General features: G+C 36.1%; 13 protein-coding genes. 1 reads left to right on the plus strand and 12 read right to left on the minus strand.

The features are described 5' to 3' along the window. Nucleotides 1-138 precede the first annotated feature (138 nt). On the plus strand, nt 139-888 hold the full coding sequence (locus DFR56_RS14025; RefSeq protein WP_110396072.1) for a hypothetical protein: 750 nt from the start codon (nt 139-141) through the stop codon (nt 886-888). Between the two features lie 401 nt (nt 889-1,289). Here DFR56_RS14025 and DFR56_RS14030 read toward each other — a convergent pair whose 3' ends face one another. The 12 genes from DFR56_RS14030 to dhaL form a co-directional block, all read right to left on the minus strand. Beyond that, nucleotides 1,290-1,829: a glycerol-3-phosphate responsive antiterminator gene (locus DFR56_RS14030; RefSeq protein WP_110396073.1), complete on the minus strand. Its 540-nt coding sequence runs from the start codon at nt 1,827-1,829 to the stop codon at nt 1,290-1,292. Nucleotides 1,830-2,047: 218 nt separating this feature from the next. Beyond that, complete coding sequence (locus DFR56_RS14035) at nt 2,048-2,977, minus strand: glycerophosphodiester phosphodiesterase (protein ID WP_110396074.1); 930 nt, start codon at nt 2,975-2,977, stop codon at nt 2,048-2,050. Nucleotides 2,978-3,267: 290 nt separating this feature from the next. Continuing rightward, nucleotides 3,268-4,608, minus strand: coding sequence for an ABC transporter substrate-binding protein (locus tag DFR56_RS14040; RefSeq protein ID WP_110396075.1), 1,341 nt, complete (start codon nt 4,606-4,608; stop codon nt 3,268-3,270). 19 nt (nt 4,609-4,627) lie between these two features. Next, entirely contained in the window at nt 4,628-5,443 is an 816-nt protein-coding gene (locus tag DFR56_RS14045; RefSeq protein WP_110396076.1) for a carbohydrate ABC transporter permease, read from the minus strand. Continuing rightward, on the minus strand, nt 5,440-6,345 hold the full coding sequence (locus DFR56_RS14050) for a carbohydrate ABC transporter permease (RefSeq protein WP_110396154.1): 906 nt from the start codon (nt 6,343-6,345) through the stop codon (nt 5,440-5,442). Before DFR56_RS14050 ends, DFR56_RS14045 begins: the two co-directional genes overlap by 4 nt. Before the next feature lie 423 nt (nt 6,346-6,768). Further along, the gene (gene fdhA / locus DFR56_RS14055; protein WP_110396077.1) at nt 6,769-7,980 is read right to left on the minus strand and encodes a formaldehyde dehydrogenase, glutathione-independent; all 1,212 of its coding nucleotides are present in this window, start codon (nt 7,978-7,980) and stop codon (nt 6,769-6,771) included. An 870-nt stretch (nt 7,981-8,850) separates the two neighbouring features. Further along, complete coding sequence (locus tag DFR56_RS14060) at nt 8,851-11,430, minus strand: helix-turn-helix transcriptional regulator (RefSeq protein ID WP_110396078.1); 2,580 nt, start codon at nt 11,428-11,430, stop codon at nt 8,851-8,853. Nucleotides 11,431-11,482: 52 nt separating this feature from the next. Then, on the minus strand, nt 11,483-12,457 hold the full coding sequence (locus tag DFR56_RS14065; RefSeq protein ID WP_110396079.1) for an ABC transporter permease: 975 nt from the start codon (nt 12,455-12,457) through the stop codon (nt 11,483-11,485). Then, on the minus strand, nt 12,454-13,206 hold the full coding sequence (locus DFR56_RS14070) for an ABC transporter permease (RefSeq protein ID WP_110396080.1): 753 nt from the start codon (nt 13,204-13,206) through the stop codon (nt 12,454-12,456). The genes DFR56_RS14065 and DFR56_RS14070 overlap by 4 nt, the downstream gene beginning before the upstream one ends. Before the next feature lie 2 nt (nt 13,207-13,208). Next, nucleotides 13,209-14,153 carry an ABC transporter ATP-binding protein gene (locus DFR56_RS14075; protein WP_110396081.1) on the minus strand — a complete coding sequence of 315 codons (945 nt, stop codon included), beginning with the start codon at nt 14,151-14,153 and terminating at the stop codon, nt 13,209-13,211. Nucleotides 14,154-14,261: 108 nt separating this feature from the next. Further along, on the minus strand, nt 14,262-14,633 hold the full coding sequence (dhaM, locus tag DFR56_RS14080) for a dihydroxyacetone kinase phosphoryl donor subunit DhaM (RefSeq protein ID WP_110396082.1): 372 nt from the start codon (nt 14,631-14,633) through the stop codon (nt 14,262-14,264). A gap of 1 nt (nt 14,634) precedes the next feature. Further along, entirely contained in the window at nt 14,635-15,255 is a 621-nt protein-coding gene (dhaL, locus tag DFR56_RS14085; protein ID WP_110396083.1) for a dihydroxyacetone kinase subunit DhaL, read from the minus strand. Nucleotides 15,256-15,269 lie beyond the last annotated feature (14 nt).

A 15,269-nucleotide genomic window follows, 5' to 3' on the forward strand; every position in this document is an offset into this window, starting at 1 on the left:
TCCAAAGTGTGGCAAGATCCACCTAATTTTTTGAAAATTATGCCTCATTTAAAGTTTTACATAAAATTAACGTGACTTCATATCCATCGTTAACTAAACTAAAATTAAGCATATAATTAAGGAGGTTTGATTATTAAAATGTTTGATTTTCTCAGTTCTATCGAAAATGGGTGGATGTATATAGTCGGTTTCATCGTTCTAGTCTCTATCTTAGGTACTATCATTCCAATGCGATTATTTTTTAAGAAGGTAGAATCATCATTTGGAGAAGCATTCGGGGAACCATTAGGTGAATCATTACAAAAGAATGGTGTTAAAACAGTTGGTTTTATTCGTGCCTTTGATCAAACGGGTGTGGAAATTAATAACCAACCACAATTAAAATTTACCATCGACCTGCTTAACGAGCAAGATGAACTTGTAAGTGCAAGCTTTAAATCTGTTGTACTTTTAACTGAACTTGCTGATCTGGAAGTTGGTGCCCCAATAGCAATTATTTATGATCCACAAAACAGGAATAAAATTGATTTTGACCCATATCCGAATAAAGACGAAATGCAAAGAAAAATTGATTTATACGAATCAAAACAACCCGGAAGTATTAGTTATGAAGAACGAAACGAGCTTAGAAAGCAAGGTAAAAGTGACTTAGCAATTGTTAAAAATCTTCAACTTACTGGGCGCACTTTAGATGAGAAACCTGAAATAACGATCGATGTCGAAATCACAACCCCTTCACAAACGAAAATTGCCGCATCACGTACTTTATATTTACAAAAAGAACAACTAAATAATATCCAAATCGGGAAAGTAATTAATATCATTTATATTCCAGGGAAAGAAGAAAACTTTTATATTCAAACAGCACTAAGTTCAAATTACTCATAGTTTTTGGAGAAGGGTTCACATTTATATTGCTGTTTTTTAGGAGTATCATCCAGGTAACCTACTTCAGAAATGGCTTACAATATGAAAAAAACGTAATATTTTGAAACCCCCAGCATATTTACATACATATTTTTCTTCACCCAATTTTAGGTAAACAACTTAATGTCGATGCTGGGCTTGCATGTATTTGTGATAAAGCAGTTCAACAGACTTTCAGGTCATTTAAAATTGGTTTTATGAACATCCGAAAAGAATATTTGAGAATATAACAGATTTCAAAAGTAAAAAAGTAGATGGCACAATGCTATTTTTTACTTTTAAAAGAGCAAAAGAACAACAACGTTAATCATTTCCGTAATAAATATTTCATTTAAAAAGCCTTTTTCCTTCGGGTAAACCTTTTACCATAAATCTGTACAAGAAGTTGAGATTGCGATCGCCCCCGCATTTAGTGCTGCATGTACTTCCGATTTTTTCTTTATAAGACCTCCTGCAATGATAGGGATATCCGTCTTTTCATGAATATCTTGAATTATTTCCGGCATCTTACCAGGTAATACCTCAATATAATCTGCTTTATAACGCCCACTAATTTTGACGTTATTTTCTAATGACAAGCTATCCAATAAAAATAAGCGTTGAATAGCAATTAGTTTATGTTTTTTCACTGACTCTACAACACTTCCCCGAGTAGATAAGATACCATCAGGTTTCACCTCTCTAACTAAATATTCAACTCCATATTCATCCGCCTTTAATCCTTGGATTAAGTCTATATGAATAAGGACATTTTTGTTTTTCCGTTTTGCATATTGTACAAGACTTTTTAATTGTCCAATTCTCGTTTCTAAAAAGATAATCCATTTGCTTGATGATTCCAACGCTTTTTCAAAGTCTTTTATTTGTCGAATGGCTGGTATGATATTGGTTGGCATTTTCATAGCAATCTCTCCCTGTTTTAATTTTATCTATGTACATCGAGCTCATTTTAAGTAAAAACATAATTGTTCTTCATTTCCAATATAGCAAAGATTTATACGATATCCAAATATTAGAAAAACCGGCATTCACCATGCCTTTTATGTGAATACCTTCGTTGCACTATGCAGCAAGTCTGCTAAAAAAATGAAACAAGGAGCATTTTAACTATTTATTCTCATTACTCTTCCTTCTTTAGATAAGTAGTTTCTTCAATTACTTCTTTTAACCGATCAGGATAATTAGTGAACATACCTGTTACTCCCCAATTAATAAGTCTTTCCATATCTTCTTTCTTATTTACTGTATACGGATGAAGGAGTAAACCTGCATCGCGAATGTTATGAACAAAAGGTTCAGACAATGACTGATAGTTAGGGCCAATACCAACCGCATAGCTTCTGATTTTGTCGATTTGTTTTTGGGATAATCGTGCATGATGGTTAAAACTAATTAATTGAATTAGTGGGATAGAAGGATCTAGTTCATGAAGCTCCCTTAAACTATCTTCACTAAATGACTGTATGATTACTTTCCCCCTTGGAACGTCTTCCCCTAATAGATCATACTTATTTAATGTTTCTACTAATTGATTTACCATTTCGGGATATTCTTCAGGTCTTTTCGTTTCAATATAGTAATTAGAATTGGTACCAAAATGTTCAAATATTTCTTCTAAAGTTGGAATGGTTGCATTTTTGAAAACGGATTGCGCTAAATCGGGGTTTTCTTCGTTAAACCAGCTACCCGCATCTAAAATACGTATTTCTTCGTACAATAAATCCTTTACTTCTCCTTCACTATTCGTTGTTCGCGATACATCACTATCATGTAAAGCAATCAGTTTCCCATCCTTTGTCATTTGCAAATCTATTTCAATATAATCGCTATGCATTTTCTCCCCTTCTGCGTACGAATATATCGTGTGTTCAGGGGCATAACCGGAAGCGCCGCGATGAGCAATAATTAATATATTTTCTTCCGATAGTAATGATGGACTCTTTTCTTTCTGTGAATTGTCCTTTTTAGCATGATTGTCGATATGATGTTTGGATTGATTCATACACCCAAATAAAATAATGATGACTAAATAGATAATCCATTTATTCATTTTCACAAATATCACCTATACTCATTTTAAACCTTTTTTTCTTTTTGACACCTTTTAGTTAACTAAAGTTGCACTTATGTGAGTCAAGTTATACTTTCTTATCTGTCAAAAAAAAACACCTTTTTATTTTAAGTAAAAGTCTTACTTTTTATGAGTAAGATTTACTTTTTTAGTACATTTGGATAGATGGATCAGAAATAAAGACATTAATAACGTATAATAGGAATCTTTAAGGGGGCTCGATTAGAGACCCCCCAAGTACAACTTAAAGTATATTGATTAATTCTTCCTTATTTCAAAGCGTCTGTAATCTTTTTTGCCGCATCATCAATGGCGTCTTTTGGATCTTTACCTTCGTACATTTCACCAAGTTCTGTTTCAATAATCTTTCTTGCTTCAGGTAACACAGTCGTTAATGCACCTTGAGTTGCTGGGCTGACTTCCGTGTTCTCTAACTGAGTCACTGCAACTTTAAATTGTGGATATTCTTCATAAATATTTTTTAATACTTCTTCCTCGTATGCAGCTGGAGTGATTGGGAAATATCCAGTAGCAGCTGCCCACTCTGCCTGAACTTCTGGTTGTGTTGTAAATTTAACAAATTCCCAAGCAGCCTTCTGTTGATCTTCAGATACTTGATTTGTAATCCATAAGGAAGCACCACCAACCACTAGTCCCTGTGGGTCCATTCCATCTGCAACTGGAAAAGGTGCTGAGCCTACTTCAAATGAAGAGTTTTTAATTACTTCAGCAGTATTTGCGGTTGAGTCAAAATACATCCCAACTTGTTCGGCAAAGAATGGACCTCGCGGATCATCCCAGTTACTTCCGTAGTTTGTAAAGGTCTCTGCTTTATTCATTTCATCAAGCCAAGTAAAAATATTTACACCAGCTTCCGAGTTCACTAAAGCCTCTGTCGCCTCTCCACCACGTCCATTATCATTATCTAAATATAATGCACCTTGATTCGCTAATAATTGTTCCACAAACCAGCCAATCGTTGCCATTGTAAATCCATAATTTCCATCTGTTGATAGTTTTTCAGCAGCTTCTTTCACTTCACTAAATGTTTTCGGAGGGTTTTCGGGATCTAATCCGGCCGCTTCAAACTTATCTTTATTGTAAAACATTACAGCATTCGATGTATTAAATGGCATGGAATACAATTGATCATCTAAAGTGTAATAAGATAAAATATTCGACTCTAACACCGATACATCAAAGTCTTCTTCATCAATAAACTCTTGCATTGGAGTAATAAATCCACTTTCACTCATATATTTCGTTCCAATTTCAAATACTTGTACGATTGCCGGTGCTTCACTAGATCCACCAACAGCACGTAATTTATTTAACGAATCATCATAACTTCCTTGATAAATTGCCTCGACTTCAACAGTATCAGACTGTTCATTAAATTTATTGACAATATCTTCAAGCGCTTGCCCATTATCTCCACTCATTGCATGCCAAAAAGCAATCTCTACTTTTTCTGCGGGCTCTGTATTTTCACTAGCATCATCGCCATTATCTGACGTCGCTTCCTCCTCATCATTGTTTCCACCGCCACAAGCAATAAGCCCTATTAAGACGATTAAAGCTAAAAACAAACTACTAATGAACTTTTTCATGCTTTTTTCCCCTCTCCTATTATCCTTTTACCGCTCCAGCAGTTAAGCCTTCACGGATATATTTTATTCCTACAAATAAAAGCATTAATGTAGGAAGTAAAATCGAAACAACACCAGCCATTACTAGATTCCACGATGATGAGCTTTCATTTGCAATTAACCTTTTAAGCCCAATCTGAACCGGTCTTACCGTATCGTCGTTCGTTACTAATAGTGGCCACAAATACATATTCCACGTTGTTAAAAATCCATAAATCCCCAAAGCACTTAAAGACGATTTCGATAATGGAAGGACAAATTTCCAATAAAAACGAAATCTTGAGCAACCATCCACTTGTGCTGATTCCCATAACTCTTTAGGAATCGTTAGGAAATGTTGTCTTAATAAAAATACACCAAATGGTAAAGCGAAATGTGGGAATGTCAGCCCCATATATGTATTCACCCACCCTAACTTCAAAACAGTTAAAAAGTTAGGAATAATCGTTGCTTCCCATGGAATAAGCATGGTAGATAAAAATAAGAAAAAGATTAAATTTCTACCTTTAAAAGGGATGAAAGCAAATGCATATGCTGATAAACTACAGACAATTAATTGACCAACCATGACGATAAATGACATCCAAAAACTTACGGTTAAATAATGTAGTAATGGGATACTATTAAAAACTTCTTTATATGCATCAAAACTAATAGATGATGGTAGTAGTTTCCCTGCATAAATTTCTTGTGGTTGCATAAAACTTGCTGAAATAGCATACAAAATGGGAAAAAATAAAACTAAAGCCGATATAGATAATAAAAAATAAAAAAATGTTTTTCTGATCATTGTCATTGATAGTGCACCTTCTTTTCTCCTACGCTAAATTGAATGATTGTCACAATCAAAATAATGACAAATAGAATAATAGCTTGTGCACTTGCATACCCAAAGTTACCAAATGAAAAAGCTTGTTGGTAAATAGAGTAAACAATTATGTTCGTTGAACCCGCTGGACCCCCACCTGTTAAAATGTCGATCTGCCCAAATGTTTGAAAAGAACCGATTACTGCAATAATCGTTACGAAAAATAACACTGGCGACAATAATGGTATCGTAATTTTAAATAATCGAGACCAATACCCCGCTCCATCCATTTCAGCACTTTCATACAATTCTCCTGAAATATTTTGTAACCCACCAAGCAATATAATGAAATTAATTCCTAGATGCATCCAAACAGTCGTTAAAGCGACTGAGAAAAGTGCCCATTTAGAATTCGTCAACCAATCAATACTATCGATTCCAACAAACCCTAAAATACTATTTAATATCCCTAGTGATGGATGGAATAAAAACAGAAATATGGTGGCTCCTGCTGCAACTGAGACTCCTAATGTTGAAGAAAAAACGGTTCTAAAAAACCCTATCCCTTTTAGTTTTTCACTTGCAATAATGGCTAAAAATAACGAGATAATAATTTCAGCTGGTACTGTATATAAGACAAATAAAAACGTCGCTACCATACTTTTTCTAAACTCTTCAGATTGAAACAGAGATTGATAATGTTCCATTCCGACAAATTCATTGACTACTCCTCCACCTCCAACTTCGTAAAAGCTAAAATAAAGAGTTTTTACAATTGGATAAAATAAAAAAACAACTAATAAAATAAGTGCCGGAAGTAGATAGATCATGCCAGTGCCAAAAAGTCTTACTTGATTATGGTTACCTGACCTTTTTTGCTTTCTTTTCATTTTTGCCAAGATGATAGCACCCCTTAAACAGTATTTGTACAATTTAATGAAAAAGAAAAATCCACAAAAATGATGCTTAACCAAGTAGTTAGGCCTATTTTTTTGTGGATCTCCGCTTCTCCATACATTATATTAACTTGTACCATTTATTTAACCAAATATTGAAATTATTGTCAACATCGCAATAATTTAGTAAAGTGCCAATAAATTGATAATGATATAGATCTCTTCATTTTGTCCTAATGTTATGACGTATGTTCAATCTAAATTACATACTAACAGACAGAACATAACAGTCAACAGTTGCTTGATGCTTTTAACATTCTTTTTACATTGTTGGTGTTTTATTATGATAAACATGAATGAGGAAAACCTGGTGGACCTCAAAAGTCTCATCAGGTTTTCTTTACCATTTATATGTTTTTACGTTAATGCCCCATGTGGATCAATCACATATTTTTTCGATGCACCTTGATCAAAATCTTTATATCCTTGAGGTGCTTCATCTAGTGAAATTACAGTTGCATTCACTACTTCTGCAATAGTTGCTTTTCCACTCAAAATTGCCTTCATTAAATCACGGTGGTATTTCATGGTTGGGCTTTGTCCTGTAACAAAATGATGTGCCTTTGCCCAGCCAAGTCCAAGCCTAATGCTTAGTGATCCAATTTTAGCCGCATCATCCACTGCACCAGGATCTTCCGTTACATATAGTCCCGGAATCCCTAAGCTTCCACCTGCTTGGACAACATCCATCATCGTGTTTAAAACAACAGCTGGCGATTCTTCATGGTCTGTACCATGCTGATAGGCTTCAAATCCGACCGCATCAATCGCACAGTCCACTTCAGGAATACCTAAAATTTGTTCAATTTGTTCTCCAGCATCATCATGATCCATTAAATTAATTGTTTCACACCCGAAGCTTCTTGCTTGTGCTAACCGTTCTTCTTTTAAATCCCCAACAATAACAACAGATGCTCCAAGCAACTGGCATGCATGTGCAGCAGCAAGTCCAACTGGTCCAGCACCAGCGACATACACAGTCGATCCGACACCAACACCAGCACTTACCGCACCATGATATCCAGTTGGGAAAATATCGGATAGCATTGTCAAATCAAGAATTTTTTCCATTGCTTGATCTTTATCAGGGAATTTCAATAAATTAAAATCCGCATAAGGAACCATTACATATTCGGATTGTCCACCAACCCATCCACCCATATCTACATAACCGTATGCTCCTCCTGGCCGTTCTGGGTTTACATTTAAACAAATATGTGTGTCTTGTCGTCTACAAGTAATACAGCGACCACAAGCAACATTGAATGGAACTGAAACGAGATCTCCTTTTTCTAAAAACTCCACATCACGACCGACTTCAATAACTTCTCCCGTAATTTCATGTCCTAACACTAATCCTTCGGGAGCGGTTGTTCTTCCGCGTACCATATGCTGGTCACTACCACAAATATTTGTTACGAGAACTTTTAAGATAACACCATGTTCACACTTTCGACCGACATTACTTTTTGGAACTCCAGGTCCCTCACGCAAAACTAAATCTGGAAAACTAATATCTCGAACTTCTACACTTCCTGGACCTGTATACACAACTCCACGATTTGTCATGAATAGTTTCCTCCTTATAAATTAGCTATGCCAACGGTTGACGGTTCATGTCAATATGAGTGTATCCCCTGTATTCACCCCCTAAAAAGATTGTTTTCTCTATCCTCTGCTAGTAGATGTTAAACACCTAGTAATTTAGATGTCTTTTACATATATGTTAAATGGTTCCTTTTATATTATTCTCATCATAACGAAGTGGACAATAACGGTCAAGTGATGGCGCTTTCAACTATTATTTATACTCTCTATTTATGTTATTCGGAAAAGTCTTTCTATATTACTAACACAACTTACGCAGAGTGAAATGGCAAAAAACCTTCGTAGAATGAAGTGGGATGAAGGCACAGTGGTCAAGTTGACTTTGGATGAACTGTTTCCTCTAAGCAGTCTGTTTACATCTAGACGCCATATGCTCTTTTCGTTACGTTAGTTGCTTTTACTACTTAGTTGAAATAATGCAGTAACTTCAATTAGTGGGATGTCCCATCGCTCCGGAAATACACTACGCTTTCCGCGGGCGGCTGGTGAGCCTCCTCACTCGCTTTGCTCGTTGCGGGGTCTCTCCTAGGCCTTTCCTCCCGCAGGAGTCTCCGTGCATTTCCTTCGCTGGGATGGTGTTAATAGAACAATACGATGAATTTGCTTCCACTATCCTTATGGTTGTTTGGAGCGACGGATCATTGACTCCTACGGGAAAAGCAAATGTTCTTCGATGGGACGAGTAAGCGCAGTCCCACGTGTCTGAAGACCCCGCAGCGGCGGTTTCTCCGCGAGGAGGCTGAAGCCATGCCCGTGGAAAGCAATGATCCGTAGCGGAAAACAAGCTAGCAGTTACTACGCAGTTTGGTTCTTATAGGTATGCTTTGTTCATTACCGTAGGAGGCCGAGTCTTCTTCCTTCGTTTACTGCCTCCATTCGATTTGAAACGTCCAACTTGCTGTATATATTAATTAAATGGGTTTTTACAGTCGCAATGGAAATATGTAATTTCTCTCCTATTTCTCTGTTCGATAATCCGGCTGCAACCGTCATTAAAACGTCCATTTCGCGGTTACTAAGAAGCGAATTTGGTTGTTTAGATTGGTCAATTAGCCCACTAAGGCGTTCTATAAACGAGATAACCTTCGTGTTCAATTCCTTCTTCTTTACTTCTATCACTTGTTGAAGAATTGGTCGAAGCTTCTCTCCATCTATGACAAACGGATAGGCAATTTCATTCGTATAACTGTAATGAATTGCTTCTACCATTAAGTGAATTCTTTCTCTGTTGTTACTCATATCATCTATTGAAAGTGCGATAATTTTTAGTATTAATGCTTCTACTAAGATGGAGCCAATCTGATTTTTACGTACTTGTATCAATAAACGATTTACTTCTTTCAAAGCTAAAGCATTGTTTTCCTGCCATAATAAGCAGCGAATATAAATCAAGCGATCTTCAAGTCGTTTAGGAGATTCACTAGCAATCTTTTCAAAAAATCGATTCAATAACGGCGGCTCTACTTGATCGACAAGAAGTTGATATTTTAAGAGTGCCGAATAATAGAGTGGATGCTCATTATATAATCCTAATTCCCTAATCTGCTTTAGCCGATCCTTTATTTCGGTTCGATTTCCTTTTAAAACAGCAACTTCCAGTAAATTATATTGATAAGCTCTCTGGAAGGTAGGATAGGAATATGCTGGGGAATGATGAATTTGTTGAAAAACTTGATCCGCTTCTTCTAACCGCATCATTTTCATATAAACTCCGCCGATCCCAATCCTACTATTTACAGATAGCGGGGCTAAATATGAGTATCGTTCTATTAGTGAAAACAACTCCTGATAAATGCGTTCGCATTCTTTTAATTCTCCCATTGATTCTAACAGTTGCGCCTTACAACTTAAGGAAAAATATTGAATGTACGGGTTTTCTAATCTGGGTATTAATTGAATTGATTTATTACAATACATGATGGCCTCAGCATATTGGTCCCGAAGCCCAAGTAACATGGAAAGTGTGACATAGACAAGCGCCTTTGTCACATCTGTAAACTCCAACTTTTCCAATTTATCAATCAATAGAGAATCAAATTCTACTTCGATTAAGGTATCATCAACGAAAAAGCCGATAAATCTAAATAAATGATAAAATTCCTCCTCCATAATATCCTCTAAATCAACTAGGATTGCTGAACATGTCTCAAACTCTAAATTGCAAAGATGATAAACAATTCGCTGGAACAACAGCTCATAATCCTCTTTGAGAACATCCAGTGGAATTTGTTGTAGGTATACCCAGCTAGTGATGGAATATTGAATTCGTTTAATCCCTGATAACGCTTCTTTATATGATCCAGCCTGCAAAAAATGTTTAAGACTTAGCTCCCAATCGTTACGTTGTTGAAATATTTTCCCCGCTCTTCTCTGAAGATCATTCATTTTCTCTACAGGATATTGTATAGCCCGTTTATGTTGTAAAAATTCTTTAAATAAATGATGATAGCGATACACCCCTTTTTTCTCGTCTATTGTCACAATGAATAAATTTTGCCTCACCAACTTCTGGATCATTTGTTCACTGGTGTTCATTGCTAAGAGTTCATTACAAAGCCTCACAGTAAAGTACTCGAAAATAGACGTTTTTAATAGGAAGTGTAGTTCATTCTTTTGCAAGTTCTCAATGATTTCATTCGATAAATAATTCATTATATACTTGTTTGAACCCTTTACTTGTTCAAGTGATTGGGATGGGGCTTGAGCAGTTCTTAAAGCCATTAATTGCAGTCCACCACACCATCCTTCTGTCCATTGAATCAGCTGTTCCAATTCCTTAGCATCAACTATTCTATCCGAAAATCTTTCGAAAAACTCTTTCGCCTCGTCACTCGTAAATTTTAGCTCTTCGCCTTGTATTTCCATGTACTGATTGCCCATCATTAACTGACCTAAATAGAGCGCTGGTGCTTCTCGAGTAAGCAAAATGATCCGGATATGTTCTGGGCTATATTTAATAAAAAACTCAATAGAATCCAACAACTGACTATCTTTTACTACGTGAAAATCATCCACGATCACCGTTAATTTTTCTACTTGCTGTAGTTGATTAATAAGGAAAATAAGATAACTTTTGATTTCTTGTTTTTGTGGAAATGTTTCAAAATACGTCAAAAAGTCAGTTTCTTTTTCTCCAAGGTCCTCCCTAATTGCCTCAGAAAAATAATACCAAAATGAAAATAAGTCATTGTTTTCTTCATCTAATGATAGCCACCGGTATTGATTGCTTGGAAATTCTTGCATGAAAGAAGTAATTAACGTCGTTTTACCACTTCCAGCAGTTCCCTGAATAAGTGTAAGCTTTCTCTTTTCGGATTGTAGTAACTTCTGAAATAATCTCTCTCGACAGATATACTGTTTTCGTGGAACTGGAGCAATCAATTTGGTTGAGATCACATGCAATTCGTCCATTTTTCTACCCCATTTTGAATAATCGCTTTTCTCCAGTATATCAAAGCAATTATTATCCTTCCTTTATTTTTCTTTGACAACGAACGGTTGCGGCGATAAAAAGCCCAAATACAAATAATCCTATATACATTATTCTGAGAATGAAAGTTCTTGTCAGTGTTTGTTCTTCTATTGCTTCAGCCATCATCAAATATTGCTTTTGTGGGAATATAGCAGTAAATGTTTCTATAATGTCTTGATGTGTCATTGGATACAAGCAACCCGATAACAAAGAAGTAATCAATATGACGGATGAAGAAAATATAATTGCATTATCCGCAAGTTCAAACGAAACAGTCGTAAATAATGCAAAAGTAGTTGCTACTAAAACAATCAGTGCGAGAAGCCAACTGTATTGAATAAGGCTAAATCCAATCTTCATTTGAAAGACATTCTTTAATATAATTAATACTAAAAGCGTTGGTACGTAGTTCATCACAAAACCAAAACATATTTGTGTCCATAAATATGTTTCGATTCGAATTGGAGTAGCGGTTATTCGTTGTAGTATGCCAATTCGTTTATCTTCTGAAAAATAATTCATATAAAATTGACCTTGCATAAGCAAAAACAATGTGAGATATCCTAAAATAGTTATTCCTACACTACGACCCTTGTGTAGTTTTGGGTCATACTCAGGGTTTGTGAGTACAGTTTGTACTATGTTTTTAAAGCTTTCGCCTTTCATTGTCTCAATTGAATAGTCTCCATCAGCTTGGTCGTGGATAATTGCTGAATATCTATTACGTACTAACTGAGACGTCGGAGGTGCTTCGTCTAGACGATCTACATGGAAAAAATCAGGATTCAAATCTAGAGTTTCCATTCCACCAACAATGGCAATATTTGTTTTCATTTCAAAGGTTGATGTAAAGTAAACTACTAGCGTAACGACCAGGGCTGGAATACATAGTGATATAAGTAATATCCCTTTTCTGCTTACCATTCGTCTCATCATATTTTTAAAAAGAATTTGAAACTGCCTCATATATAGTCCTCCTCATTAAACAGTCGATGACAACCAATGAGTAATAATAACGTCCCCACTATACATATCCCTAAAGTCGGTAACACAAAAGCAAGGTCATGATCATAAATCACACGAAACGTTGCTTCGGCTACCCACTTTACCGGAGAAATCATTGATATCCATTCAGCAACGCGACCAAGTCCATCCCAAGGAAAGAATAACCCGCTGACAATCGCAAGTGAATAGTTGACGATACTTAGTAGCTGATTACTTACCTCTTCACTTTTAAAAATACAGCACATTAGCACACCAAGTGTTGCCGCAAAAAGATTAAGTCCTGTAAGGATGAGCATAAAGTAAAACCAAGTAAAACCTTTAGAAGGTAATCCAAACATGAGATAAATACAGAGTACCAATAAATAGGAGCATGCCGTAGTAAAAATAAAAGTAGCTATCATTTTAGAGAGATAAACAATGGAACGAGAAATTGGTGCATATAAAATCCGTAAATTACTCCTTCTTATCCTATTTTCCATAAAACTATTGGCAGCCGTGATGGATACATTTAATGACATAAAAATAAGCATAGTAAGTCCATAATATTGATAAGATGTCACCTCATTTCCATACATTCCTTCCGTTAAGTATCCAAGCACTATCATGAGCACGAGCGGGAATATCGTATTGCTCATTAATAAAACTGGATTGGTAACCAAATTGATCACATCACGTCGTATAACGACTTGAAAACCTCGGATCGATCTCATTTTTACTCTCCTTCATCTCGTAATCTTCTACCTGTAAGCTTAAGAAAAACCATTTCGAGGCTTTGTGAAAGACTCGTAATATTTTGTATGCGCACTCCTTTATCGATTAAAAAAGAAATAATCTTATCCAGATTTTCTATGCCTTTGACTGTTGCGATTCGAATACAAGTTCCCTCCATATCCACTTGCTTAACACCTTCAATTTCATACCACTCGTCACCAAGCAAACCTAGCTCCTGATCAACCACAATTTCGTACAGCTTTTCTTCTTCCAATTCCTCCTTTAATGCTTCTTTCGTCCCGTTAGCAATAACTTTTCCATGATCCATGATGACAACCCTTGTTGCAACCTCTTCCACTTCTTCCATATAATGCGTTGTGTAAATGACACTTGTTCCTTGCTCCTTCAACTGTTTGATTGATTGTAAAATATGCTTACGAGATTGGGGATCAATGCCAACAGTCGGTTCATCCATAATAAGGATCTCTGGCTCGTGTGCAATAGCACAGGCGATATTTAATCTCCGTTTCATCCCGCCTGAAAAGGTTTTAGGCTTCCTAGTCTTTTTATCTAATAACCCGACAAAATCCAACGCTCGGTGAACGGACTGGATCAATTCCGGTCCTTTCAGACCATATAAAGAAGCAAAAAACATCACATTTGCTTCTGCTGTTATTTCTTCGTAAATCGCAATATCTTGTGGAACAATTCCCAGTTGCCTTTTATAAAGATTCTTATGATTCCCTACCCTTTTTCCATGGAAGTAAATTTCTCCATCATCACCATGCATCATCATAGATAACATGTTAATTGTCGTACTTTTACCAGCCCCATTTGGTCCAAGTAACCCTAAAATTTCACCCGAATATAGTTCAAACGAAATCCCTTGCACAGCTTTCTGATCTTTAAATTCTTTTGTTAGATTTTTAACCTCTAAAATCGTCATATGAATCCTCCCTTTCCCTTTTATTCTACGGGCAAAATTCGAAAAAAAAATCAACCACTTGGTTGATTTCACAGGTTGATTCTTTTCATTACGTACTATTCAATTTCTTTAAAAGTTTTTATTCAACGTATCGATTATTTCGGCTATGCTCTTTCCCATACTTGATTCTACAGCGCCGACATAAGAGCCCTCAAGTAAAGGGGCTTCTGCTAGTTTAATATTTTCTTTTTCACTCATTTCGATTGCTAATTCAGCATTCATTTTAGCACTTCCAAGGTCATAGAATAAGAGAATACCTTTATTTTGGTCCGCACATTCAATTGCTGCACTAATTCTGTCCATGCTTGTACCAATCTTTCCATCATCTGTTCCACCAGCCACTTCAACAGGAACATCTTGAATGACTTGGCGAATAATATCTTTAATTCCGCAAGCGACCTTCTCACTATGGGAAATAAGTACAATACCTACATAGCCCATTTTATTTTTCCTCCTCTAATACTTCTGCCAAAGCTTCAAACAGATAAAAAGAGGAAGCAGATCCAGGATCAATATGACCGATGGAGTTTTCTTTAAAATAAGCTGCGCGCCCCTTTGTTGCCATTGTTTCTTTTGTTTTTTCCATTGCTGCCTTTGCCGTATTCAAGATTAAATCAGCTTGAAAGTTATTTTCCTGTTTCAATTTATTGACGACAGGCTCCCAAACATCTACGAGCGTTTTTTCCCCATGTATTGCCCGTCCGCGTTGTTTTATCCCGTTTAACGCTTCTTCTAGTCCATGTATAAAAGTAGCATCATCAATTACTTCTTTCTCTTTAAAAGCGAGCGACATCTTTAAAAATGCTGTCCCATATAAAGGACCAGAAGCACCGCCAACTTTAGACATAACTGTCATGGCGGTCGCTTTCATCACATCAGAAACCGTATCATATTCTTTTTCATTTACTATAGTTACTACTTCTTGAAATCCTCTTGCCATATTAATACCATGATCACCATCACCAATCGGTTGATCGAGTTTCGTTAAATATTGTTTATTTTCTTGGATTTTTTCATTTATTTTTTCGAGCCATTTGATTGCTTTTTCTACTGTGAAACTCATGCAGATTCCTCCTA

The sequence above is a fragment of the Pseudogracilibacillus auburnensis genome (assembly GCF_003201975.1).
Taxonomy (GTDB): domain Bacteria; phylum Bacillota; class Bacilli; order Bacillales; family Amphibacillaceae; genus Pseudogracilibacillus; species Pseudogracilibacillus auburnensis.